Raw genomic sequence first — 22,151 nt, forward strand, 5'->3', positions numbered from 1 at the left:
CGCCGATACTTCACGGGCAGCCCGGTCTGACCACGGAGGGGAAGCGATGAGGCTCGACAGGATGCTCCGCACCGTCTTACGGGGACCCCGCGCGGGTTTCGTGGCCGCGGCCGTACTGGCCGCGGCCACGGCCGCCCCGGCGGGGCCCGCGCAGGCCGCGGCGCGGTGCGCGCCCGGTGCGCCGGCGGCGGCTCCGGTGCGGGTGGCCCAACTCCCGGACTGGGTCGAGTCGATCGCGGTCGACGGGCGGGGCCGGATGTTCGCCACCGCCTACTTCAGCGGCCGGGTCTACCGGATCGACGCGCCGGGCAGCGCCCCGGTGGCCCTGACCGGGGACGTCGGCGCCAACGGCGGGATCGTCGTCCGCGAGGACGGGCAGCTGCTCGTCGGCACGGGCAACGACCTCGCGCACTCGCTGACCGGTGACCTGTTCCCCACCTCGCGGCTGCTGCGGGTGGACCCGGATTCCGGGGCGGTCCGTACGTACGCCTCCGGGCTCGGCGGGATCGACGGGGTCGCCCTGGCGCCCGACGGGACCGTCTACACCACGACCCTGGGCGGCCGGAACATCGGGCGGGTCACCCCGGACGGCCGGGTCGATCCGGCCTGGGCCCGCGTCCCGCAGCCCAACGGGATAGCGGTCTCGCCGGACGGGGGCGAGGTCTACGTCGTGCAGACCACGGTGGCCCCCGGGCTGTACCGGATCCCCGTGGGCGATCCGGCGCACCCGCGGCTGTGGGTGTCGGCCGGGCTCTTCGACGCGCTCGCCCTGCCGGACGGGCTGACCCTCGACGGCCGGGGCCGCCCGCTGGTCGCCACGCACGCGGCGGGTGAGATCTGGCGGGTCGAGGACGGGCGGCCGTGCTCCGTGGAGTCGGGGCTCCCCCTCTCGACGCAGATCGCGTACGGGCACGGCGACCGGGGGTTCTCGGCGGGCCGGCTCTACCGGGCGGGCGTGGACGGGACGGTCTACGAGGTGCCGGGCGGCGCCGAACCCGGCCGCTGACCCCGCCCCACCCCGGCCCGGCCCTGGAACCGGGCTGCGTCAGGTCAGGTCCAGGGGAGCGTGCGCCAGGGGCTGGCGGGGTCCGTGGCCAGCACGCGGTGGGTGGCGAGGGCGGTCTCGTACCACTCCCCGAACTCCTCCTCGTCGAAGTGGAGGCAGCGGCCGAGCACGTAGGCGGCCGAGAAGTCCTCCCACGAGCGGTAGTTGACCTGGACCAGGCGTCCCGCGCGGACCACCGCGGCCTCCGCCTCGGGCAGGGAGCACAGGCGGGCGGCGAGGCCCCACCGGGCCATCGCGGAGGCCCGGCCGTAGTCCCAGGCCTCGACGGAGCGGACGAACCCGCCCTCGGGGAGCAGGCCGTCCGCGCGGAAGCGCGCCTCGTAGCGGGCGATGCGGCCGATCAGCCGCTGCACGCCCGCGACCTGGCCCTCGGTCTCCGCCTCGGTGACGGTGCGGCCCCGGCTCACCCCGTCGGGCGTCAGCCGGGGTTCGGCGGCCGCCTCGGCGCGCCGGCGCACGACGCTGCCCGCGGCCTGGCGCCAGTGGTCGGCGTCGACGGGCCCCGCGAAGTCCAGGGCCATGGAGCGGCGCAGTTGCAGGACGAACTCCCAGACGCCGCTGACCATGTCGGCGCGCAGCAGCCGCTCCTGGGTGTCCAGCCAGTCCTCCCGGGTGGTGACGCCCCACCAGCGCTCCAGGGAGCGCTTCTCGTCGAGGTAGCCGCAGCCGTGGTAGGCCATCGCGTTCCAGTAGCGGCCGTTGTGCACGTTGATGTGCGCGCCGGCGCCAAGCCCGAAGGCGACCTGGCCGCTGCGGGGGCCGCCGATCTCCAGGGTGTGGATGGCGTCCGGGGCGAGTCCGGGCCGGTCCACGGGGGCGGCGTGCCGCTGCCACAGGGCGCGGCCCTCCGGTCCGGCCGGCAGTACGCCCTCGCAGGGGCTGCCGGGGTTGACGACGAGGTAGGGCGGGTCGTCGTGGTTCCAGACCTTCGCGAACCAGCCCAGGTCGTAGCAGTTGTAGACGGGGTCCACGGCGGGCGGCGGCAGCATGCCGCCCGTGTAGACGGCCAGGCACATGGTCCCGGTCCGCGGGTTCCAGTACGGGTGGAAGCGGGTGTTGCCCGGGTTCGCGTCGACGTCCGCCCGCGACTGCATCATGTACAGGTCGGCGCGGGCGACGAGGTCGTAGTACGCGGGCCAGTCGCCGCGCGTCCTCGCCTCGTACAGCCCCCGTTCGACCGCGCTCGGTGCCTGCCAGCCCTGCGCCGGCGCCGTCGGACCGGGCGGGGCTCCCTGTTCGTGACCTGCTGTCAAACCCATGGGCAAACCCTAAGGGGTGGATCTTCCGGGGTGCCGCGCCGGTGTCAGGCCACCGGGCGCGGGTCGAGCGGGGTGAGGACGCCGAGCCGGTCCTCCACGGCCTGGGCCGCGTCCAGGCACAGGTCCTCGCGGAAGGCCCGTCCGACGATCTGCACCCCGCCGGGCAGCCCGTCGTACAGCCCGGTGGGGACGGCCACGGCGGGCAGGCCCGTGAAGCTGGTGGCCGTGCACAGCCGCATGCCCGAGGCGACCCGGTCCCGGCCGGCGCGGTCGCGGGACTCCAGTCCCGGTTCGACGGGCGGTTCGGTGAAGGAGGGGCCGAGCAGCAGCGGGTACCCGTCGAGGAACTCGGACCACGAGCGGCGGATGCCCAGCCAGGTGCCCATGAGCCGGACGAGCTCTTCGGCGGTGGCGGGCGGGGTCTTCTCCATCGCCATCTGGACGTAGCGGTCGCCGCCCTCGCCCAGGAGGGTGCGCACCACCGGCCAGCTCGGGGCGAATTCGGTCATGGTGATGCGGTCGTACGTGTCGAGGGCCTCGTCCAGCCGGGGTACGTCCGCCACCTCGCGCACGTCGTAGCCGGCGTCGCGCAGGGCCCCGGCCGCGTCGGCGACGGCCGCGCGGACCGCGGGGTGGACGCCGTGCCCGCCGGGGTCGGCCACCACCGCCACCTTGACGGGGCCGGGGAGCGGGGGCCCGTACAGGGGGACGGGCACGGAGCGGGGGTCGCGCGGATCGGCGCCCGCCAGCGCCTCGTAGGCGAGCCGGAGGTCGCCCACGCGGCGGGCGAGGGGGCCGTCGGTCACCAGCGCCTGGGAGGCCGGTCCGGGGTCGTCGGGGCCGAGGACCCGGTGGTCGGCGGGGAAGCGCCCGGTGGTGGGCTTGAGTCCGGCCACGCCGCAGAACTGGGCGGGGACGCGGATGGAGCCCCCGGAGTCGTTGCCGAGGCCGAGCGCCGCCATGCCGGTGGCGACGGCGGCCGCGTCGCCCCCGCTGCTGCCGCCGGGGGTGCGGGCGGGGTCCCACGGGTTGGCGGTGTCGCCGAAGAGTTCGCTGCGCGTGTGCATCCCGGCGAGGACCAGGGTGGGCATGTTGGAGTGCCCGATCGGTACGGCGCCCGCGGCGCGCAGCCGGGCCACGGGCGGCGCGTCGGCGGCCGCGGTGAGGTGGCGGAAGCGTTCTACGCCGAAGGTGGTCGGCACGCCCTCGACGGGGGTGGTCTCCTTGACCGTGAACGGCACGCCCGCCAGGGGGCCGAGCGCCTCCCCCGCGGCCCGGCGGCGGTCCGTCGCGGCGGCGGCTTCGAGTGCCCGGTCCGCCATCAGCTGGGTCACCGCGTTCACCGCCGGGTTGACCTCGGCGATCCGCTCCAGGTGGCTCTGGACGAGCTCCACCGCCGACACCTCTCCGCCGCGCACGGCGCGCGCCTGCTCGGCCGCCGGCCGCCGCCAGAGGGCTTCCCCTGTCTCCCGTGTCTTCGGTGTCTTCGGTGTCTCTTGTGTCTCCGGCATGTTCCCCGTGCTCCCTGCTCTGTGCCCGGCCGTCGTTCCGATGCGCTTGCATCGGAACCATAACCGAGGATCCGATGCACCCGCATCGAATAAGCTGGGCGCCCTACGGGACGGAACGGGAAGGCGGGTGCCCATGCCCAGGCAGGTGGACCACGAGGGACGGCGCCGCCTCATCGCCGAGGCCGTCTGCCGCCTCGCCGACGAACGCGGGCTGGAAGGCGTCACGCTGCGCGACGTCGCGGCCCGCGCCGAGGTCTCGATGGGCGCGGTGCAGCGGTGCTTCGGCACCAAGGAGGAGATGCTGCTCTTCGCCCTCGGGTACGTCGGCGAGGCCATCGGCGAACGCGTACGGGCCCGGGTGGTCCGCAGCCCCGCCCAGTCGGCCGCGTCCGCCCTGGGCCACGCGGCCACCGAGGTCGCGCTGCTGCGGGAGGAGCACCGGGCCGAGGCCCGGGTCTGGCTCGCCTTCGTCGCGCAGGCCGTCGTCAGCCCGCCGCTGGCCGAGACGCTGAGGGCGAACTACGCGGCCCTGCACGCGACGTTCGCCCGGCTCATCACGGAGGCCTGTGAGGACGCGGACGGGCCGCCGGCGCGCGTCGACCCGCAGCGGGAGGCCCGTGCCGTCCTGGCCCTGGCGGACGGCCTCACCACGCACGTCCTGATCGGGCACCTCCGCCCCCGGGAGGCCGAGGAGGTGCTCCACGCGCACCTGCGCGGCCTGTGGGAGGGGCCGGCAGCAGGCCGGTGAGACCCCCGCCGCGAGCCTGTGAAAGAGTTCCGGAGGAGCGCGTACGACAGGACGGAAGGACTCCCCCACCATGCACACGGCCGACCGGATCGACCACGGGGCGGCGGTGGCGGCGGAGGCCGCCCGCTTCGCGGCCCTGCTCGCGGACGCCGACCTGAAGGTCCCCGTACCCACCTGCCCCGGCTGGACGCTGGCCGACCTGGTCCGGCACGCCGGCGGCGTGCACCGCTGGTTCTCGGTGCTGCTGCGGCAGCGGATCCAGCAGCCCCCGGCCCGCCGCGAGGTGGACCTGCGGCTGCCCGAGCGCGAGGACGGTTACGCCGAATGGCTGAGGGCCGGCGCCGCCGAGGCCGTCGAGGTCTTCGCCGACACCGACCCGGACGCCCCGATGTGGGTCTGGGGCGCGGACGGGCACGCCCGGTTCTGGATCCGCCGGATGCTGTTCGAGACGCTGGTGCACCGGGTCGACGCCGAACGGGCGCTCGGCCTCCCCTCGGTCGTCGACCCCGCGCTCGCGCGGGACGGAGTGGACGAGTTCCTCGTCAACCTGCCCTTCGCGGCGCTGTTCGCGCCGAAGGTGGCGCACCTGCGCGGGTCCGGCGAGGCCGTCCGGTTCCGGTGCACCGACGGCGCGGGCGGGAGTTGGCTGGTCCGCCTGCGGCCCGACGGATTCGGCCTCGACGCGGACCTCGGCGCGGACGGCCGTGCGGTCCCCGCCGACGCGGAGGTCCGGGCGGGGGCCGCGGACCTGCTGCTCCTGCTCTACGGCCGGCTGGACCGCACCGCCCCGGGCGTGGAGACCACGGGCGACGGCTCCCTGCTCGACCTCTGGTTCGCCAACTCCGCGTTCTGACGGGCGGCGGCCGCGCGGGACGGGACGTGCGGAACCCCGGGGGCTGTGTCAGCGTGAGAGGGCACATGCCCCGCCGAAGGGATCCTCACGTGGCGTCTCCTGGTGACCCGCCGTCCGCCGCCGCACTCGCGGCGCAGGCCCCTCCCCTCGCGGAACGGCCGCTCGGGCAGGCGCCCACCGAGCTGTGGGCGCTGGGCCTGGTGATGGCCGCCACCCCGTGTTCGGCCCGCGAGGCGAAGCAGATCCTGCTGACGGCGGCCGAGCGGGCCCGGATCACCGCCGCGCAGGCCGCGGAGGCGATGGTGGCCGGGTCGCTGGGCCTGCCGGTGCCCGGGCGGGTGCAACGGGCCCTGCACCGGGCGGTGCAGGCGGCCCGCACCCCGCTGCCGCGCGGTGCCTTCCAGGGCGTGGGGATCCTGCCGAGCCGCCTGCGGACCGAGGAGGTCCTGACCCGCCTGCGGGGCTGCCAGGCCCGCCTCGCGGCCGCCCCCACGGACCCGGGCACGCTGCGAGCCATGGACGACGTGGCCTACACCCTGTGCGTCCTGATGGGCCGCCCCACCACCCACGAGGCCGTCCTGGCGGCCGAACGGCACCTGCTGACCCAGGAGTAGGGCGCGCCGGTCACCAGCGGACGGGGAGTTCCCGAACGCCCCGGATCAGCATGCCCGGCACCCAGGAGAGCTCGGCGACGTCGGCGTCGCCCTCGAGGCCGGGGAAGCGCTCCAGCAGGGAGCGGAGCGCGATGCGGCCCTCCATCCGGGCCAGTGGCGCGCCGAGACAGTAGTGGAGGCCGTGGCCGAAGGCGATGTGGCCGCGCGCGTCGCGGCGGATGTCGAAGCGGTCCGGGTCCTCGAAGCGCGCCGGGTCGCGGTCCGCGTCGGCCATGGCGATCAGGACGGCGGACCCCTTGGGGATCACCGTCCCGCCCATCTCCACGTCCTCCAGGGCGAGTCGCTCGGTGCAGGTCTCCACCGGACCGTCGTAGCGCAGCATCTCCTCGATGGCTCCGTCCAGCAGGCCGAGGTCGGCGCGCAGGTCGGCGAGCTGGCCGGGGTGGGCGAACAGTGCGCGCATCCCGTTGCCGATCATGTTGACGGTGGTCTCGTGCCCGGCGATGAGCAGCAGGACGCACATGCCTGTCAGCTCGGCGGGCGAGAGCCGGTCGCCGCCCTCGTCGACGGCGTGGATCATCGCGCTGAGCAGGTCGTCGCCCGGTTCGGCGCGTTTGGCGTCGATGAGGCCGCTCAGGTAGCGGGGCATCTCCTCGTACGCGCGGGCCTCGGCCTCCGCGCTGGTCCGGGCGACCATCTCGTTGGACCAGCCGCGGAACGCCTCGCGGTCCAGGGCCGGGACGCCGAGGAGTTCGCAGATGACGGTCATCGGCAGGGGGAAGGCGAAGGCCTCCACCAGGTCGACGCGGCGGTCGCCGTTGGCCTCCATGGCGTCGAGCAGTTCGTCGGTGATCTGCTGGATGCGCGGTGCCAGGGCCTCGATGCGCCGCGGGGTGAACTCGCGGGCCACCAGGCGGCGCAGGCGGGTGTGGTCCGGCGGGTCGGACATCAGCATGTGCGCCAGCGCCGGGTGGTCCTGTTCGGCGTTGATGATCTGGCCGACGTCCCCGGAGCGGCGCCAGTCGCGGCTCAGCCGCGGGTCGGTGAAGGCCGTGCGGCAGGCCTCGTGGCCGACGACGAGCCACATGTGCTCGCCGTCGGGCGTCAGGACGTGGTGCACGGGGCCCCGCTCCCGCAGGGCGGCGTAGACCGGGTACGGGTCCCTCACGAAGTCCGGGCTGAGCTCCAGCAGATCGACGACGGCAGGCCGACGTGCCATTCCATTCCCCCTGAGTCGAATGCGTCGCGGCGGTGTGGCGCCGCGCGTTCACCCCAGAGTAGTCGCGGTGTCACCGCGCGGTTCCGCGGGCGGCCCGGTTCCGGTTCGGCCGCATGTGGATGCATCGCGGCGCGGTATGTGGGAAGACGCCCACCGGAGATGGGAGAAAGACATGATCATTCTGGGTGTCATCCTGCTTATCGTCGGCTGGGTCGCCGGCATATCCATCCTCTGGACCATCGGCCTCATCCTGGTCCTCATCGGCCTCGTCCTGTGGGTCCTGGGAGCCGTCGGACACGCCGTCGGAGGACGACGGCACTACTGGTAGGCCGGGCCGGAGCCCGGCACCGCACCACAGCGCTCAGGCGCCGGACGGCCGTACGGGCCGGAGGGCCATCCCCCCGGCCCGTACGCCGGCGCCCGGTTCAGGCTCCCGTGCCATGGTCCTCGGGGAGGCCGGTGCCGCCCATGCGCGTGAGCAGGGCGCTGAGGGTCCCGACCTCGGCCGGGGACCACTCGGGCGCCGCGAACACCTCGGCGGCGACCTGGCCCGCGGCCTTGAGGCAGTCGGCCAGCCGTTCGCGGCCGGCGTCCGTCAGCGCCGCGTAGGCGACGCGGGCGTCGCGGGCGTCCGCCTCTCGGACGACGAGGCCGATCCGCTCCAGCGGGCCGAGCCCCCGGGTCACGCCGGAAGCCGTCAGCCCCAGGGCCCCGGCGAGGTCGACGCGCCGCATCCGGCCGCCCTCCGCCCGCCCGAGGTGGAGCAGGACCATGAAGTCGGCCAGGCTGACCCCGTACAGGGACCCCAGCCGGGAGTCGAACCGTCGCACCAGGGCCGTCTGGGCCTTCACCAGGCGCAGGGACACATCCAGCGCATCACTCATTGCTACCTCCTTGACCGCTCAAGCATCAGGGAAAAAGCTTGAGCAGTCAAGGAGCCGTCGAGCATTTCGTACCCGGGTCCCGCCGGTGGCGTATCGTCCTCCCGTTCCCGAAACCGGAGGCACCGACGATGGGGCTCGCAGGGCTGCTCCTGCTCAACGGCTTCGCCCTGGCCGCGTTCGCCTTCGGCCGCCTGGCCGTGCGGCTGGTGCGGCGCGCGCCCCTGTGGGCCTACGCGGCCGCCCCGCCGCTGGCGGTCGTCGCCACCGGCTGGGCGCTGGGATGGCTGATGTGGCCCTCGTACGCGGCGGCCCCGGCGGTGCTGCTGTGGTGGCTGGGCGGTCTGACCGGCGCCGTCACCTGGTGGACCTGCCAGGCCCGCACCCACCGCCGCCGCCACTGACCCCGCTCCCCCGGCCCGGCCTGATCCGAAAGACACGGCCTAGGCTTTGCCCCGTGACGGAGAACGCGGAGACGGGCAGGGGCGGCGGGCGGCTGCTGTACGGGTGCATGGGGCTGGGCGGGAGCTGGGAGCCCGGCCCGTACGGCCCCCGGGACGTCGACGCCGCCGAGGAGGCCGTGCACGCGGCCCTCGACATCGGGATCACCGTCTTCGACCACGCCGACATCTACCGGCACGGCAAGGCCGAGGCCGTCTTCGGCGAGGTACTGGCCCGGACGCCCGGGCTCCGGGAGCGCATCACCCTCCAGACCAAGTGCGGCATCCGCCTGCCCGGCGGCGACGGCGGCCCCGGCCTGTACGACCTGCGCGGCCCCGCCATCGTCCGGCGCGTCGAGGAGAGCCTCGAACGGCTGCGGACCGACGTCCTCGACGTGCTCCTGCTGCACCGCCCCGACCCCCTGGCCGACCCGGACGAGGTCGCGGCCGCCCTGATGTCCCTGCACGGCAGGGGACTGGTCCGCGCCTTCGGGGTCTCCAACACGGGCGCCCCGCAGATCGCCCGCCTCCAGGCGCGCCTGGACGTGCCGCTGGTCGCCAACCAGCTGGAGATGAGCCTGCACAGCCGCGCCTGGGTGGAGTCCGGCGTGCTGCTCAACACCCCCGAGGGCGCCGGCCACGGCTTCGCCCCCGGGACGCTGGAGCACTGCCTCGACCACGGCATCCGGCTCCAGGCCTGGGGCGCCCTCGCCCAGGGCCGGTTCACGGGCCGCCAGCGGACGCCGGCGGAACGGGCCACCGCCGCACTGCTCGGGGAGCTGGCGCGGAAGAAGGGCACCACCCCGGAGTCGGTGCTGCTGTGGTGGCTGACGCGGCACCCGGCGGGCATCGCGCCGGTGATCGGCACGGCCCGCCCCGACCGGATCCGTGCCTGCCGCGACGCGGCCCTGAACCCGCCCGACCTCACGCACGAGGAGTGGTACGAGCTGTGGACCACGGCCCGGGGCGTACCGCTGCCCTGATCACTCGTCCCGCCGGCCGGGGGCGAGGTGGGCCACCACCTCGGCCAGGTCCTCGCACACCTCCTCGATCTTCAGGCGGATGTTGTTCTGCTCGGTGACCATGGCCGACAGCAGCAGGCCCGTGAGGGCGGCCGCCCCGTTGAGCGCCTGGAGGTTGACCATGATCTCCAGCAGGCTGTGGTGGGCGAAGGGCCCCGCCTGGTCGATCGCCGCCCCCACGGCCACCACCGACACCAGCAGGGCGCAGGGTGCGCTGCCGGCCAGCTGGAAGCGCACGGCGGCCCAGATGAGCAGCGGGAAGACCAGGAAGAGCAGCGACATGCCGCTGTGCGCCGCGAGGGCCGTGACCGCCCCCGCCGCCGTCATCAGCGCGAGCGCCTCGGCCACCCGGTAGGGGTCCCGCGGCGGCCTGGCCCGGCGCAGGACCAGCAGCAGCGGGGTCACGAGCAGCACGCCCATGGTGTCCCCGGCCCACCAGGCCGACCACACCCCCCAGAACTTCTCCGGCGGCAGGTTGCCGGTGAGCAGCAGCGTCCCGGCGCCGCCCGTGGCGCTGACCAGCATCGGCAGCAGGCCGCCGGCGAAGACCAGCGCGAGCCCGTCCCGCAGCCGGTCGATCTCGGGCCGGAAGCCTACGCGACGCAGCAGGGCGTACGCGCACACCGGGGCCAGGGTGTTCCCGAGGACGATGAGCAGGTCGACGGGGCGGAAGGCGGAGATCCCCTCGATGGTGAGGTACGTGCCGAGGGCGATGCCCGGCCAGACCCGCGGGCCGAACCAGAGCAGGGCCGCGAGGGCGATGCCGGTGGGCGGCCACAGGGGTGTGACGACCGAGCCCTCGACGACCACCTGGCACAGCAGGCCGAGCCGGCCGCTCAGGTAGTAGGCGGCGGCGACCCCGAGGATCCGCAGGAGCGCCTCGGACGGACCTCGCCATTGCACGGTGCGCACCACAGCATCAGACAACAGCCCGGCCGCCGGGGCGGGCCGTGACACGCCCGGCGGGGATCAGGCGTCGGCCGCGCCGTGGCTGAGGACGAGCACCGCGGCGTCGTCGGCGTGGCCGGTGGAGTCGGCCACCTTCATCACCTCGGCCGCCAGCTCGTCCGGGTCGCCGCCGGCCGCCTCCCGGACGATCCGCAGCACCCGCTCCAGGCCCACCTCGATCGGGAACGCGGGGCCCTCGACGACACCGTCGGTGAGCAGGACGATCGAGCCCGGCTCGGTCAGCCGGCGCCGGGTGACCGAGTACCCGGCGCCCGGTACGGTGCCCAGGGGCGGGCCCCCCTCGTCCTCGGCGAGGCCGTAGCGGCCGGCGGCGGTGGCCCAGACGGTCGGCACGTGGCCGGCCCGGGCGCTGGCGAGGTCGCCGGTGGCCGGGTCGTAGCGGAGCAGGCTACAGGTGGCGAACAGTTCGCTGTCGAGGGAGAGCAGGACGTCGTTGGCCCGGCCGAGCACCTCGCCGGGGTCGGCGACGACGGCCCCCACGGCGCGCAGGCAGACCCTGACCTGGCCCATGAAGGCGGCGGCGGCAACGTCGTGCCCCTGTACGTCGCCGATGGAGAAGGCCAGGGCGTCCTCGGCGACCCGGAACCCGTCGTACCAGTCGCCGCCGATCTCCAGGCCGTGCTGGGCGGGCGCGTAACGGGCTGCCGTGCGCAGCCCCGGCAGGACGGGCAGGGAGGAGGGCAGCATCTCGCGCTGGAGGGCCTCGGCCAGCTCCACCCGGGCGTGCTGGAAGCGCGCCCCTTCCCGCGCCTGGGCGCTGAGCCGGCCCAGCATGCTCAGCAGGTCGGCGCTGTCGGGCCGGTGCGGTTGGCGCCGAGGGGTCACGGCCCCCTCCGGGGTATGTGCATGGGCTCCCTGCTCCCGCGACGCGAAGATCCAGGGCCATCATATTTCGGCCGGCCGGATTCCGCCGGGCGCCTGGGACCGGCCCCGTCGCGGCGTACGGCTTGCTAGCGGAGCCGGAGGGCGCCGGGGGCCTGGTCTTCGATGATCTCCACCAGCCAGTCGAAGACGGTCGGGCCGCGGCCCTCGCGGGCGGCCGCCAGGTCCTGGGCGACCCGTTCGCGGTTGGCGGGGTGGCAGCGGCGCAGCCGTTCCTCCAGCACCCGGGCGGTCTCCGGGTGGCCCAGGGACTGCCGGGAGCTGCGGTGGTCGTGCCACTCCAGCGTGAAGGACTCCGGGGTGCCGTACCCGCCGCGCAGGCAGTCGTTGAAGGCGTCGAGGTTCTTGCCGAAGTAGCCGCCGGGCCCGTTGACGGCCTCGCCCACCACCCGCCAGAAGTCGTCCAGGGTGCGGATCAGCCCGCCGTCGAGCACAAAGGTCGTCGTCACGGGTCGATCCTACGGAACGTCAACGGGCGCTCGCGTCACGGATGGTGACGTGGCCTCGGCCGGGAACCGCGATGACCTGCTTTGCGTGATCTTGCGTAAGCTCTTGATCGACTCGGAGCGCCGGCCGCCCCTTGGACCCCTTCGGCAGCCGGCGTCCGGGTCCCGGGAACCGCACCGACCGAGTAAGAGGAACAACGTGCCCCTGCCCCTGAACCGCCGTCTGGCCGTCAGCGCCGCCCTGCTGGCCACGGTCGCCGCCGTGGTGCCCGCCACCGCCGCGCAGGCCGCGCCCGCCGCCTTCCCGCAGGCCGCCGGAGCCGGCGCCGCCACCCTGCCGGACCCCGATCTGGAGGCCGTGGCCCAGGCGTTGCGCAACACCACCGCCGCCGGGGCGCCCGGCGCGCTGGCCCGCATCGGCGACGGGAAGAAGGCCCTGGTCGAGAAGGTCGGGGTGCGCGACAAGGTCACGGGCCAGGCCATGGACCCGCAGGCCCGCTTCCGGATCGGCAGCGTCACCAAGACGTTCTCGACGGTCGTGCTGCTCCAGCTCGTGGACGAGAAGAAGATCGAGCTGGACCAGCCGGTCAACCGCTACCTGCCCGGACTGCTGCCCGACGACCGGATCACCGTGCGGCACCTGCTGACCCACCGCAGCGGGCTGGCGGACTACACGAACGCCATGTTCGACAAGACGGTTCCCGGCTTCGAGGCCGTACGCAACAAGGTGTTCGGCTACGACGAGCTGGTGAAGCTCTCCCTGGCCGAGCCGCGCACGACGGAGCCGGGTGTCGCGTACAAGTACTCGAACACGAACTTCGTGGTCGTCGGCATGCTCATCGAGAAGGCCACGGGCCGCCCGGTGGCCAAGGAGTACGAGCGCCGCATCATCAAGCCGCTGAAGCTGCGCGACACCTCGTACGTGCACCCGGACGCGAAGATCAAGGGGCTGCACACGCACGGCTACCTCACCCCGGACGAGGCCGGCGCCCCGCTCGTCGACTCCACCGAGCAGACGGTGTCGTGGGCCCAGTCGGCCGGTGCGATGATCTCCAACCCGGCGGACCTCGGCACCTTCATGTCGGCGCTGGTGAGCGGGAAGCTGGTGAAGCCCGCCCTGCTCGACCAGATGCTGACGATGACGCCCACCGACGCGACCAACACCCGCTTCTACGGCCTGGGCCTGCGCCGCTACGACCTGTCGTGCGGTACGTCGGTGTACGGGCACACGGGCACGGTGCAGGGCTTCTACACCTACGCCTTCTCCACCCGCGACGGCTCCCGCACGCTCAGCGCCATGGCGAACACCTCGAACCAGGGCGCGGCGAACACCGCCCTGGGCGGCACCCTCGAAGGGGCCTTCTGCGGCAAGAAGCCGGTGAAGGCGAACGCCCGCGGCTTCGCGGCGACCCCGGCCCCGGCCCCGGCCGACGTGGACCTGCCGGAGCGCAACGCCCGATGAGGGCGGGCCGCCGCGGGTTCCGGCCCGCGGCGGCCGTCCGGCGCCGGCTGCCAGGGCCCGCTAGGCTCGGGCGGCGAACGGCCGTCACGTCCAGGGGGTTTCCACCGATATGACCATCAACCGTCCCGGCCTGCCCGGGGACCTGCCGCCCGCCGAGGAGCTGTGGGCGCGCTGGGCCCTGGTCGCGGTGCTGGAGGCCGACACCGAGGCGGAGGGGCAGGGCGTCCACCGCAGCGGGCACTGGATCGACGCGGAGGGCCTCCACCTCGACGACTGCGGCTGCACCTGGTGGACCTTCGCCCCGATGGGCGGGGGCCGGTACGTCCTCTACGGCGAGGACGAGTCGAGCGCCGTCAAGTGGCACGAGCCGGGCGTGGACATGCTGGCCCAGGGCCCGGACTGGCTGCCGTACGAGACCCTGCGCGACCTGCTCGGCAGCTGGGAACTCGGCTGCGTCTACTGGTCCGAGGACGGGGCCTGGGCCCGGGCGCCCTACCCGCAGGACCTGGCCGACGACGGGCTGGACTGCGGGATGAGCCGGTTCGCGGAGCGCCCGGAGTGCCTGCACCTGCTGCTCTACGGGACCTGGGACGGCTGCCGCTGCACCCCGTTCGAGGAGCGCCAGGAGACCGCGGCGGCGCTGCTGGACGCCGCCGTGCGCCGTGAGCTCACGCCCGGGGCGCTGGAGGAACTGGCCGCCGGCTGCTCCTGCGGCCACTGGGACCTGCCCGCCATGCTGCGCGCGCTGGAGCTGTCGGGCCTGGCGCAGGGATCGCCGGCCCCTCCCGCCTCCCCCGCCGCTGCCGCCTCTCCCCTCAGAGGGTGATCCAGTAGCGGCGCTTGGGGCCGACCAGGGTCTCCCGTACGTCCTCCAGGACGCCGCCGCCCCGCTCGATGGTGCGGGCGGAGGCGCCGTTGCCGGGGTCGCAGGTGAGCAGGACCCGGTCCATGCCGAGCAGCCGCGCCTCGTGCAGGACCTCGGCGAGGGCCCAGCCGGCCAGACCGCGTCCGCGTGCCGAGGGGCGGACGGCGTAGCCGATGTGGCCGCCCGCGTCGAGCAGGAAGGCGTTCAGGTAGTGCCGCAGGTCGATGGAGCCGAGGTAGGTGTCGCCCTCGGTGATCCACCAGTGGGTGGCGTGGACCAGGCCCTGCTCGACGGGAGCCGTGCGGTCGGCCCGGGCGCGCAGCCTGGCCGTCCAGTCGGCGAAGCCCCGCTCGGTCGTGACGTCGTCGTCGGAGCCGAGCCCGCCCCCGTCCAGGTGGGCGTCGGGCCCCCACTCCTCCTGTGCGCAGAGCCAGGAGGAGTACAGGCGGGGGGTGGGGGCGACCAGTTGCGGCATGCCCGGACCGTAACAGTCCGATGATCCGACCCCGCAATCGCGATCGGGCGCGGGTCAGGCCCACCGGGTGATGCCGAAGCCCTCGCCCTCCCGGTGGATCTCGACGGCTCCCCCGCCGCCGAAGTGGGCGGGCACCACCAGTTCCCGCAGCTCCGCGGCCCGCCCGAGGACCTTCCGGCGCGTGGCCGCGGCCTGCCGCGGGTCCGCGCAGAAGCAGCTGTTGCAGGACGGGGCGAGGATCTGGACCGGGCTGTGGACGAGGTCGCCGACGAAGACGGCCCGGTCGGTGCCCGACGCCAGCCGCAGCACGCTGGAGCCGGGGGTGTGGCCGGGGGCGGCCTCCAGGGTGAGGTGCTCGTCGATGCGGTGGGCGCCTTCCCAGAGCACGGCCTGCCCGGCCCGGTGCACGGGCGCGATGCTGTCCTCGTAGATCAGCCGGTCGTCCTCCCGCGCCCCCTTGGCGTAGCCGCCGCGCGGGCCGAAGTGGTGGTCGTCGGCGGCCGGGATCAGGTAGCGGGCGTTGGGGAAGGCGGGCACCCACTCCCCGGCGTCCTCGACGGTGTTCCAGCCGACGTGGTCGGCGTGGACGTGCGTGTTGACGACGTAGTCGACGTCCCGGGGGTCGACGCCCGCGCGGGCCATGGCCCCCAGGAAGTCCCCTTCCCGCCGGTGGAAGAGCGGGGCGCCGGGGCGTTCGCGCCCGTTGCCGACCCCGGTGTCGACGACGACGGTGGTGCCGCCGCTGCGCAGGACCCAGGTCTGCAGGGCCATCACCGCGCGGCCGTCCTCGGCCCGCAGGTGGTCGGGGGCGAGCCAGTGCCCGTTGTCCTTCCACATCCGCTCCCCCGCCTCGGGGACCAGGTCCGTCACGGGGCCGAAGGGCCCCTGCCACTCGATCACCCGGATGACCTCGACGTCGCCGAGCACCATGCCGTTCCCGTTCGCGTTATCCATGATCATCACTGTACGGAGGCTGCGGTGAGCGGCTCAATGCTCCGGACGCTCTGCGGAATACGAGAGCGGCTCATCCGTGGAGCCCCGGATAGGCTGGCGCGGTGGATGTGGTGAGCGACGCGATCACGGCCGTACGGGTCGGCAGGCCCTCGTCCGACCGGATGCGGGTGGACGGCAGCTGGTGCGTGCGGTTCGCCCCGTACGACGGCGCCGGCTTCCACGTCGTCCTGGAGGGCGGCTGCTGGCTGCTGCCGGACGGCGGACCGCCCGTGTCGCTGGTCGCGGGTGACGCCGTGCTGCTCCCGCACGGTACGGGGCACGTGATCGCGGACTCGCCCGCCGACGCGCGGGCCGTGGCGCGGGCGCTGCCCTTCGAGTCGGTCCGGGGGGCGTGGCGGCGCACCGGTCCGCGGGACGACGGCACCGCCGCGGGCGCCGGCACCGGCGACGGCACCGGCGGCACGGTGGAGATGCTGTGCGGCAAGTACCGGCTCGACCGCAGCCGGGCGCACCCGCTGATGGCGGAGCTGCCGCCTGTGGTGCACCTGCCGAACCGGGTGGGCAGCCACCCCGAGCTGCGCTCCGCGATCGATCTGCTGGGCCGCGAGCTGGGCGGGCAGCGGCCGGGGGGCGGTGTCGCGGTGCCCAGCCTGCTCGACCTGCTCCTCGTCTACATGATCCGCTCCTGGCTGACCGCCGAGGGCACGGCGGGCAGCTGGCCGGCCGTGCTGGGCGACCCGGTGGCGGCCGCCGCGCTGCGGGCGCTGCACGCGGATCCGGCCGCCCCCTGGACCAACGAGCGGCTGGCCGCCGAGGCGGGGGTCTCCCGCCCCACGCTGGCGCGGCGGTTCACGGCCCTGGTGGGGCGGCCGCCGATGGCGTACCTCACCTGGTGGCGGCTGAACCTCGCCGCCGGCCTGCTGCGCGGCACCGAGGACCCGCTGGCCGCGGTGGCGCGCCGGGTCGGCTACGGAACCCCGTACGCCCTCTCGCACGCCTTCAGCCGCGAGTTCGGCACGACGCCGGGCCGCTACCGGGCCGGGGAGCCGGCCGGGGAGCCGCACGCGGAGGGCCGGGCCGCCCGTACCGCGGGCGGCGCCCGCGGCCCCGGCTCGCCCCGCACCGCGGGCGCCGCCCCCGTCGGCTAGGGGGTGTCTTCCGGATCTTCCCGGCCCCGGGAACCGCTGGCCGGAATCCGCCCCTACACTTTGTCCTTCGTTTACCCATGCCCTCCGAACCGCGCAGGAGCCCACGCATGCCCCACCTCATACGCCGCCCCGTCCGGGCGGCGGTCCTGGCCGCCGCCTCCTTGCTGGCGGTCCCCGCCCTGGCGGCCTGCGGCGGCGACGCGAAGGCTCCGGCGCAGGCGAAGCCCTCGGGACCGGCGGGCGCCGCGGCACCCGCCCCGCTCCCCGCCCTGCCCGCGGCCCTGACCGGGCAGAAGCCCGAGTGGCGGACCTGCCCGGCGCCGTCGGCCGCCCAGGGCGGCGGCAAGGCCCCGGGCGCGGCCTGGGAGTGCGCGAGCATGAAGGCGCCGCTCGACTACGCCAAGCCGGCCGGCGAGACCATCGACGTGGCCCTGATCCGCAAGAAGGCCACCGACCCCGGCAAGCGGATCGGCTCCCTCGTCTACAACTTCGGCGGCCCCGGCGGCTCCGGCGTCCACACGCTCCCGCAGGCGGCGGACGAGTACAAGAAGCTGGGCGCGGTCTACGACCTGGTCAGCTTCGACCCGCGCGGCGTGGGCAACAGCGCGCCGGTCCTGTGCCTGGACGACAAGACGCTCGACGAGGACCCGGGCTCCGGCAACACCCTCGACGACATCAAGCGGTTCACCGACGCCTGCAAGCAGAAGTCCGCGAAGCTGCTCCCCCACGTCGGCACGGCCGACACGGCCCGCGACATGGACCTGATGCGCCAGGTCCTCGGCGACCGGAAGCTGAACTACTTCGGCATCTCCTACGGCACCCGGCTGGGCGGCGTCTACGCCCACCTGTTCCCGAAGAACGTCGGACGCACCGTGTTCGACGCCGTCGTCGACCCCACGGCCGACGAGGCCCAGGCCGGTCTCGGCCAGGCCAAGGGCTTCCAGCAGGCGCTGGAGCACGCGATGGAGTACTGCCGGGGCAAGTACACCGCCAACTGCCCGACCGGCGCGAGCGACGCCGAGGGCAACAAGCGGATCAACGAGCTGCTGGAGAAGCTGAAGGCGAAGCCCGCCGCCACGGAGAGCGGCCGCAAGCTGACCTCCGACCTCGCGCTCACCGGCATCGCCGCCAGCCTCTACGACAAGGAGACCTGGGAGTACCTCGTCCAGGGCCTCGGCGAGCTCCGCCAGCTGGGCACGGGGAACAACCTGCTCCAGCTCGCGGACCTCTACAACGGACGCGGCGAGGACGGGCACTACGACAACTCGAACGCCTCGCAGACGGCGATCAACTGCGCCGACACCAGCCGCCGCTACACCGTCGAGGAGACGAAGGCGCAGGAAGCCGCCTACCGGGCGGCCTCCCCGGTGTTCGGGCCGGAGATGGTGGAGGGCCTGCTCGGCTGCTCGCAGTGGCCGGTGCGCGGAACCGCCGACAAGCCGCAGGTCTCCGCCGAGGGCGCGGCCCCGATCGTGGTGATCGGCAACACGGGCGACCCGGCGACCCCCGTCGAGGGCGCCAAGCGCATGGCGGAGTCGCTCGGCCGGGGCGTCGGCCTCAACCTCACCGTGAAGGGCGAGGGGCACGGCACCTACGGGAAGAACTCCTGCGCCACCAAGGCCGTCGACGCGTTCCTCGTCGACGGCACCGCTCCGGCGGACGGGACCCAGTGCCCGTGAGTACCCGTCCGCGCCCGTACCGACCTCTGTTCGGCTGCCGCCAGGCCGCCGCCTACACTTGTGCCGCCCGGCCCGCGGTGCCGGCTTCAGGGGAGTGAATCCTAAGTGAGCAGCACCAGCAGTGACGCGCCGATCTACGCCCAGCTCGTACGCGAGCGCGGCGACGTACCCGGTCAGGTCCGGCGGGAGGCCGAGGAGATCCTGCGCCACCTGGCCCAGGTGATGGCCTGGCGCCCCTCGTCGGCCGGCCTGCCGAACTGGCGCCCCCACCAGTAGGACGCCGGCAGGACACCGGCAGGAGGCGCGCGGGCCGGGGTGCGCGCACGCACCGCGGCCCGTGCCGTCCTGCGGTGGTGCCCGCCGCCACAGCGCGGCCGCCGAGTGTGGCGGCGGCGCACATCGGCACGCGGTGGCACACGTCCCTAACGTTCGGGGCATGACCAGCGAGATCAGCACCTCATCCGGTGGAACGGCCTCCGCCCTGGCGGGACGTGTGGCCCTGGTGACCGGCGGCGGCAGCGGCATCGGGCGGGCCTGCGCGGTGGCGCTCGCCGGCGCGGGCGCCTTCGTCCACGTCGTGGACGTGGACGCGGAGGCCGCCGGGGCGGTCGCGGAACTCGTCGGCGGGCGGGCTCATGCCGCCGACCTCGCCGACCCGGAGGCGATCGGCCGACTGCCCGCCGAGGCCGACGTCCTCGTCAACAACGCCGGGCTCCAGCACGTGGCGGCCATCGAGGACTTCCCGCCCGAGCGGTTCGAGCTGATCCAGAGGGTGATGGTCACCGCCCCGTTCCTGCTGCTGCGGCGGACCCTGCCGTACATGTACGGGCGCGGCTGGGGGCGGGTCGTCAACATCTCCAGCGTCCACGGGCTGCGCGCCAGCGCCTTCAAGTCCGGTTACGTGAGCGCCAAGCACGCGCTGGAGGGGCTCAGCAAGGTCGCCGCATTGGAGGGCGCCGCGCACGGGGTGACGAGCAACTGCGTGAACCCCGGCTACGTGCGCACCCCGCTGGTGGAGCGGCAGATCGCCGCCCAGGCCGAAGCGCACGGCATCCCCGCCTCCCGGGTGGTCTCCGAGGTGCTGCTGCGGGGCTCCGCGATCAAGCGGCTGATCGAGCCGGAGGAGGTGGCGGCCGTCGCGCTGTGGCTCTGCGGCCCGCACACGGGCCACGTCACCGGCACCTCGGTGCCCATGGACGGCGGCTGGACCGCCGCCTGACCCGCGTGCCCGGACCCCCGGTACCCCCCTGAATGGGCGGGTACCGGGGGTTCGGCGGATCTCGCTACGTTCTCCGCGTCAAGGACGTTCTCACGACAGGAGAGAGCAAGTGGTGCGAAAGTTGGGCAGGCTCGGCGGGCACGGCGTGGTGGCCGCTCTGATGGGCCTGCTGGTCCTGCTGCTGCCGACGTCGACGGCGCGGGCGGCCGAGAACCCGGGCATCCGGTACACGACGAGTTTCCGCGACGCGGCCACCTACGAGCTGCGGGCCGCCGTCAGCTGGAAGTGCCTCGACATCCGCGGGGGCGGGCGCCCCGAGGAGGGGACGATCATCCAGACCTTCGACTGCAAGGAGGCGCTGCACCAGCGCTTCCACTTCCAGAACGTGGGCAACGGCAACTTCACCATCGGCGCGTTCGGCGTCTACTGCCTCGGCACGCAGGGCGGCGGCACCGCGCCCGGCACGGCGATGGTCCTGGCCAACGGCTGGGGCTGCTCCACCTTCACCTGGAGGTACCGGGGCACGGACGCCTACCCGAACCGCTGGGAGATCGTGGAGGCGAGCACCGGGCAGTGCATCCGGGACACCGGCCGCCGCTCCCCCGTGGTCCTGGGCGCCTGCGGCAGCACCAGCACCCCCTGGCCGGAGGTGTGGGCCCCGCAGTACAAGGGCCAGTACAACTACGACCAGCTCCCCTGACGAAGGTCACCGCGGGCGGCACGGGCGCGGCACGGCGGAACATCCGCCGTGCCGCGTTCCGCGTGCGCCGCTCCCACCGGGCGGGCGGGCACCTTTCCTGAGGCCGTCCTTTCCGCCGCCTTAAGCGGAACCTAAGGTTCGTCGCCGGCACCCCGAAGCGAACGAATGTCCGTTTGCAGAGGGCTAGCGTGCTGCCCCGTACCAACTCCCGGTCATACGAAGGCAGGCACTCCATGGGCAGCAGCACGGGCGGACACCGGCGCAGGGCGAGCGGCAGGGCGAAGGCCGCGGGAGCGGTGGTGGTGGCGGCGGTGCTGGGGGGCGCGGCCTTCGCGTTCACCGGCACGGCCCAGGCCACTTCCGTCGGGGCCGTGTACACCAAGTCCAGTTCCTGGAGCGGCGGCTACACCGCCCAGTACGTGATCACCAACGGCACCGGCCGGGAACTGGCCGGCTGGACGCTCCAGTTCGACCTGCCGGCCGGGGTGCGGATCGGCTCGCTGTGGAACGGGACCCACACGGTCGACGGGCAGCGCGTCACCGTCAAGCCCGCCGCCTGGAACGGGGTGCTGGCGCCGGGGGCGTCCGTCACCGTCGGGTTCGTGGCGAGCGGCTCGGGCCCGGGGACGCCGGGCGACCCCACCCGCTGCCTGATCAACGCCGTCAAGTGCTCGGTGGACCAGGGCGCCACGCCGCAGCCGAGCGGCCGGCCGACGACGGCGCCGACCGCGACGCCCACCGCCGCGCCGACGGCCACGGCCACGGCGACCGCCACCGCCACCGCCGGCCCGGTGGTCCCGCCCTCCCCCACGGCGACGCCCGCACCGACCGGCGCCCCCGCCGGCGGCGCGCGGTTCGCCCCGTACGTGGACACCTCTCTGTACCCCGCGTACGACCTGCTCGACACCGCGGCCCGGACCGGGGTCAAGGAGTTCCACCTCGCCTTCGTCACCGCCGGCGGCGGCTGCTCGCCACTGTGGGGCGGGGTCACAGCGCTCGCGGACGACAAGGTGGCGGGCCAGATCGGCGCGCTGCGCAAGGCCGGCGGCGACGTGCGGGTGTCGTTCGGCGGCGCCGCCGGGCGCGAGCTGGCCCTGAACTGCGCCACCGTCGACGAACTGGCCGCCGCGTACGGGAAGGTGGTCGACGCCTACCGGCTCACCAAGGTCGACTTCGACATCGAGGGCGCCGCCCTGCCCGACACCGCCGCCAACACCCGCCGCGCGCAGGCGATAGCCCGGCTGCAGAAGTCCCACCCCGGCCTCGACGTGGCCTTCACGCTGCCGGTGATGCCGGAGGGGCTGACCCAGCCGGGCGTGGCCCTGCTGGCGGACGCCGCGAGGAACGGCGTACGCATCGGCGCCGTGAACATCATGGCCATGGACTACGGGCCGGCGTACTCCGGGGACATGGGCCAGTACGCGGTCCAGGCGGCGACCGCGACGCAGGCCCAGCTCAAGGGCGTGCTCGGGCTCTCCGACGCGGGGGCCTGGAAGGCGCTGGCGGTCACCCCGATGATCGGCGTCAACGACGTGGCGAGCGAGGTCTTCGGCGTGGCGGACGCGGCGGAACTCGTGCGCTTCGCCCAGGCGAAGGGGATCGGGCGGCTGGCGATGTGGTCGTCGGCGCGCGACCGCCAGTGCGCGGCGGGCGCCCTCGGGCACGCCGACGCCACCTGCAGCTCGGTCCTCCAGGAACCGCTGGCCTTCACGAAGGCGTTCGCCGCGTACCGCTAGGAC

Annotated in this window: 24 protein-coding genes; 15 read left to right on the top strand and 9 right to left on the bottom strand. The window is 74.5% G+C overall.

Annotated features, from left to right (window positions below):
* Nucleotides 1-46 precede the first annotated feature (46 nt).
* Entirely contained in the window at nucleotides 47-1,006 is a 960-nt protein-coding gene (locus D1J60_RS01745; RefSeq protein ID WP_125819837.1) for an SMP-30/gluconolactonase/LRE family protein, read from the top strand.
* Between the two features lie 44 nt (nucleotides 1,007-1,050).
* On the opposite strand, the gene D1J60_RS01750 is transcribed toward D1J60_RS01745, so the two are convergent.
* Nucleotides 1,051-2,325 carry a DUF1266 domain-containing protein gene (locus D1J60_RS01750; RefSeq protein WP_125819838.1) on the bottom strand — a complete coding sequence of 425 codons (1,275 nt, stop codon included), beginning with the start codon at nucleotides 2,323-2,325 and terminating at the stop codon, nucleotides 1,051-1,053.
* Nucleotides 2,326-2,369: 44 nt separating this feature from the next.
* Nucleotides 2,370-3,836 carry an amidase gene (locus D1J60_RS01755; protein ID WP_125819839.1) on the bottom strand — a complete coding sequence of 489 codons (1,467 nt, stop codon included), beginning with the start codon at nucleotides 3,834-3,836 and terminating at the stop codon, nucleotides 2,370-2,372.
* A 133-nt stretch (nucleotides 3,837-3,969) separates the two neighbouring features.
* On the opposite strand from D1J60_RS01755, the gene D1J60_RS01760 reads away from it, so the two are divergent.
* From D1J60_RS01760 to D1J60_RS01770, 3 genes are all read left to right on the top strand, one after another.
* Nucleotides 3,970-4,584, top strand: a complete 615-nt coding sequence (locus tag D1J60_RS01760) for a TetR/AcrR family transcriptional regulator (protein ID WP_125819840.1) — start codon at nucleotides 3,970-3,972, stop codon at nucleotides 4,582-4,584.
* 70 nt (nucleotides 4,585-4,654) lie between these two features.
* Nucleotides 4,655-5,437, top strand: coding sequence for a maleylpyruvate isomerase family mycothiol-dependent enzyme (locus D1J60_RS01765; protein ID WP_125819841.1), 783 nt, complete (start codon nucleotides 4,655-4,657; stop codon nucleotides 5,435-5,437).
* An 89-nt stretch (nucleotides 5,438-5,526) separates the two neighbouring features.
* Nucleotides 5,527-6,051, top strand: coding sequence for a DUF5133 domain-containing protein (locus D1J60_RS01770; RefSeq protein WP_164720812.1), 525 nt, complete (start codon nucleotides 5,527-5,529; stop codon nucleotides 6,049-6,051).
* Between the two features lie 10 nt (nucleotides 6,052-6,061).
* On the opposite strand, the gene D1J60_RS01775 is transcribed toward D1J60_RS01770, so the two are convergent.
* Nucleotides 6,062-7,270 carry a cytochrome P450 gene (locus D1J60_RS01775; protein ID WP_125819843.1) on the bottom strand — a complete coding sequence of 403 codons (1,209 nt, stop codon included), beginning with the start codon at nucleotides 7,268-7,270 and terminating at the stop codon, nucleotides 6,062-6,064.
* A 172-nt stretch (nucleotides 7,271-7,442) separates the two neighbouring features.
* Between D1J60_RS01775 and D1J60_RS37100 the strand changes: the two genes are divergently transcribed.
* Nucleotides 7,443-7,598, top strand: coding sequence for a DUF6131 family protein (locus tag D1J60_RS37100; RefSeq protein WP_164720813.1), 156 nt, complete (start codon nucleotides 7,443-7,445; stop codon nucleotides 7,596-7,598).
* A 97-nt stretch (nucleotides 7,599-7,695) separates the two neighbouring features.
* Here the strand turns inward: D1J60_RS37100 and D1J60_RS01780 are convergent, their stop codons facing one another.
* Entirely contained in the window at nucleotides 7,696-8,154 is a 459-nt protein-coding gene (locus tag D1J60_RS01780) for a MarR family winged helix-turn-helix transcriptional regulator (protein WP_125596939.1), read from the bottom strand.
* A 128-nt stretch (nucleotides 8,155-8,282) separates the two neighbouring features.
* On the opposite strand from D1J60_RS01780, the gene D1J60_RS01785 reads away from it, so the two are divergent.
* Together D1J60_RS01785 and D1J60_RS01790 are read left to right on the top strand one after the other, a co-directional pair.
* Complete coding sequence (locus D1J60_RS01785; protein WP_125819844.1) at nucleotides 8,283-8,555, top strand: hypothetical protein; 273 nt, start codon at nucleotides 8,283-8,285, stop codon at nucleotides 8,553-8,555.
* A gap of 53 nt (nucleotides 8,556-8,608) precedes the next feature.
* A complete protein-coding gene (locus D1J60_RS01790; RefSeq protein WP_241253103.1) occupies nucleotides 8,609-9,574 on the top strand; it encodes an aldo/keto reductase in 966 nt (321 codons plus the stop codon).
* On the opposite strand, the gene D1J60_RS01795 is transcribed toward D1J60_RS01790, so the two are convergent.
* The 3 genes from D1J60_RS01795 to D1J60_RS01805 form a co-directional block, all read right to left on the bottom strand.
* A complete protein-coding gene (locus tag D1J60_RS01795) occupies nucleotides 9,575-10,528 on the bottom strand; it encodes an MASE1 domain-containing protein (protein ID WP_125596945.1) in 954 nt (317 codons plus the stop codon).
* A gap of 54 nt (nucleotides 10,529-10,582) precedes the next feature.
* Entirely contained in the window at nucleotides 10,583-11,356 is a 774-nt protein-coding gene (locus D1J60_RS01800; protein WP_125823807.1) for a PP2C family protein-serine/threonine phosphatase, read from the bottom strand.
* A 176-nt stretch (nucleotides 11,357-11,532) separates the two neighbouring features.
* Nucleotides 11,533-11,913, bottom strand: coding sequence for a barstar family protein (locus D1J60_RS01805; RefSeq protein WP_125819845.1), 381 nt, complete (start codon nucleotides 11,911-11,913; stop codon nucleotides 11,533-11,535).
* 196 nt (nucleotides 11,914-12,109) lie between these two features.
* Here D1J60_RS01805 and D1J60_RS01810 point away from each other — a divergent pair, with 196 nt between their 5' ends.
* Both D1J60_RS01810 and D1J60_RS01815 read left to right on the top strand, forming a co-directional pair.
* Nucleotides 12,110-13,372, top strand: coding sequence for a serine hydrolase domain-containing protein (locus tag D1J60_RS01810; protein WP_164720814.1), 1,263 nt, complete (start codon nucleotides 12,110-12,112; stop codon nucleotides 13,370-13,372).
* A gap of 109 nt (nucleotides 13,373-13,481) precedes the next feature.
* Nucleotides 13,482-14,198: a hypothetical protein gene (locus D1J60_RS01815; RefSeq protein WP_125819846.1), complete on the top strand. Its 717-nt coding sequence runs from the start codon at nucleotides 13,482-13,484 to the stop codon at nucleotides 14,196-14,198.
* On the opposite strand, the gene D1J60_RS01820 is transcribed toward D1J60_RS01815, so the two are convergent.
* Nucleotides 14,188-14,712, bottom strand: coding sequence for a GNAT family N-acetyltransferase (locus D1J60_RS01820; protein WP_125819847.1), 525 nt, complete (start codon nucleotides 14,710-14,712; stop codon nucleotides 14,188-14,190). The two genes, D1J60_RS01815 and D1J60_RS01820, sit on opposite strands and share 11 nt — an antisense overlap.
* A 54-nt stretch (nucleotides 14,713-14,766) precedes the next feature.
* Nucleotides 14,767-15,672, bottom strand: coding sequence for an MBL fold metallo-hydrolase (locus tag D1J60_RS01825; protein ID WP_125823809.1), 906 nt, complete (start codon nucleotides 15,670-15,672; stop codon nucleotides 14,767-14,769).
* Nucleotides 15,673-15,767: 95 nt separating this feature from the next.
* On the opposite strand from D1J60_RS01825, the gene D1J60_RS01830 reads away from it, so the two are divergent.
* The 6 genes from D1J60_RS01830 to D1J60_RS01850 all read left to right on the top strand — a co-directional run bounded on the left by D1J60_RS01830 (nucleotide 15,768) and on the right by D1J60_RS01850 (nucleotide 22,148).
* Nucleotides 15,768-16,814, top strand: a complete 1,047-nt coding sequence (locus tag D1J60_RS01830) for an AraC family transcriptional regulator (RefSeq protein WP_125819848.1) — start codon at nucleotides 15,768-15,770, stop codon at nucleotides 16,812-16,814.
* 107 nt (nucleotides 16,815-16,921) lie between these two features.
* Entirely contained in the window at nucleotides 16,922-18,493 is a 1,572-nt protein-coding gene (locus tag D1J60_RS01835; protein WP_125819849.1) for an alpha/beta hydrolase, read from the top strand.
* Between the two features lie 105 nt (nucleotides 18,494-18,598).
* Nucleotides 18,599-18,769, top strand: coding sequence for a hypothetical protein (locus tag D1J60_RS37105; RefSeq protein ID WP_007262051.1), 171 nt, complete (start codon nucleotides 18,599-18,601; stop codon nucleotides 18,767-18,769).
* Nucleotides 18,770-18,929: 160 nt separating this feature from the next.
* Nucleotides 18,930-19,712: a 3-hydroxybutyrate dehydrogenase gene (locus D1J60_RS01840; protein WP_125819850.1), complete on the top strand. Its 783-nt coding sequence runs from the start codon at nucleotides 18,930-18,932 to the stop codon at nucleotides 19,710-19,712.
* A 109-nt stretch (nucleotides 19,713-19,821) separates the two neighbouring features.
* Nucleotides 19,822-20,412 (top strand): RICIN domain-containing protein, encoded by a 591-nt coding sequence (locus D1J60_RS01845; RefSeq protein WP_125819851.1) that lies wholly within the window; start codon nucleotides 19,822-19,824, stop codon nucleotides 20,410-20,412.
* Nucleotides 20,413-20,645: 233 nt separating this feature from the next.
* Nucleotides 20,646-22,148, top strand: a complete 1,503-nt coding sequence (locus D1J60_RS01850) for a cellulose binding domain-containing protein (RefSeq protein WP_125819852.1) — start codon at nucleotides 20,646-20,648, stop codon at nucleotides 22,146-22,148.
* Nucleotides 22,149-22,151: the final 3 nt, after the last annotated feature.

It is taken from the genome of Streptomyces sp. W1SF4 (assembly GCF_003950035.1).
Lineage (GTDB): Bacteria > Actinomycetota > Actinomycetes > Streptomycetales > Streptomycetaceae > Streptomyces > Streptomyces racemochromogenes.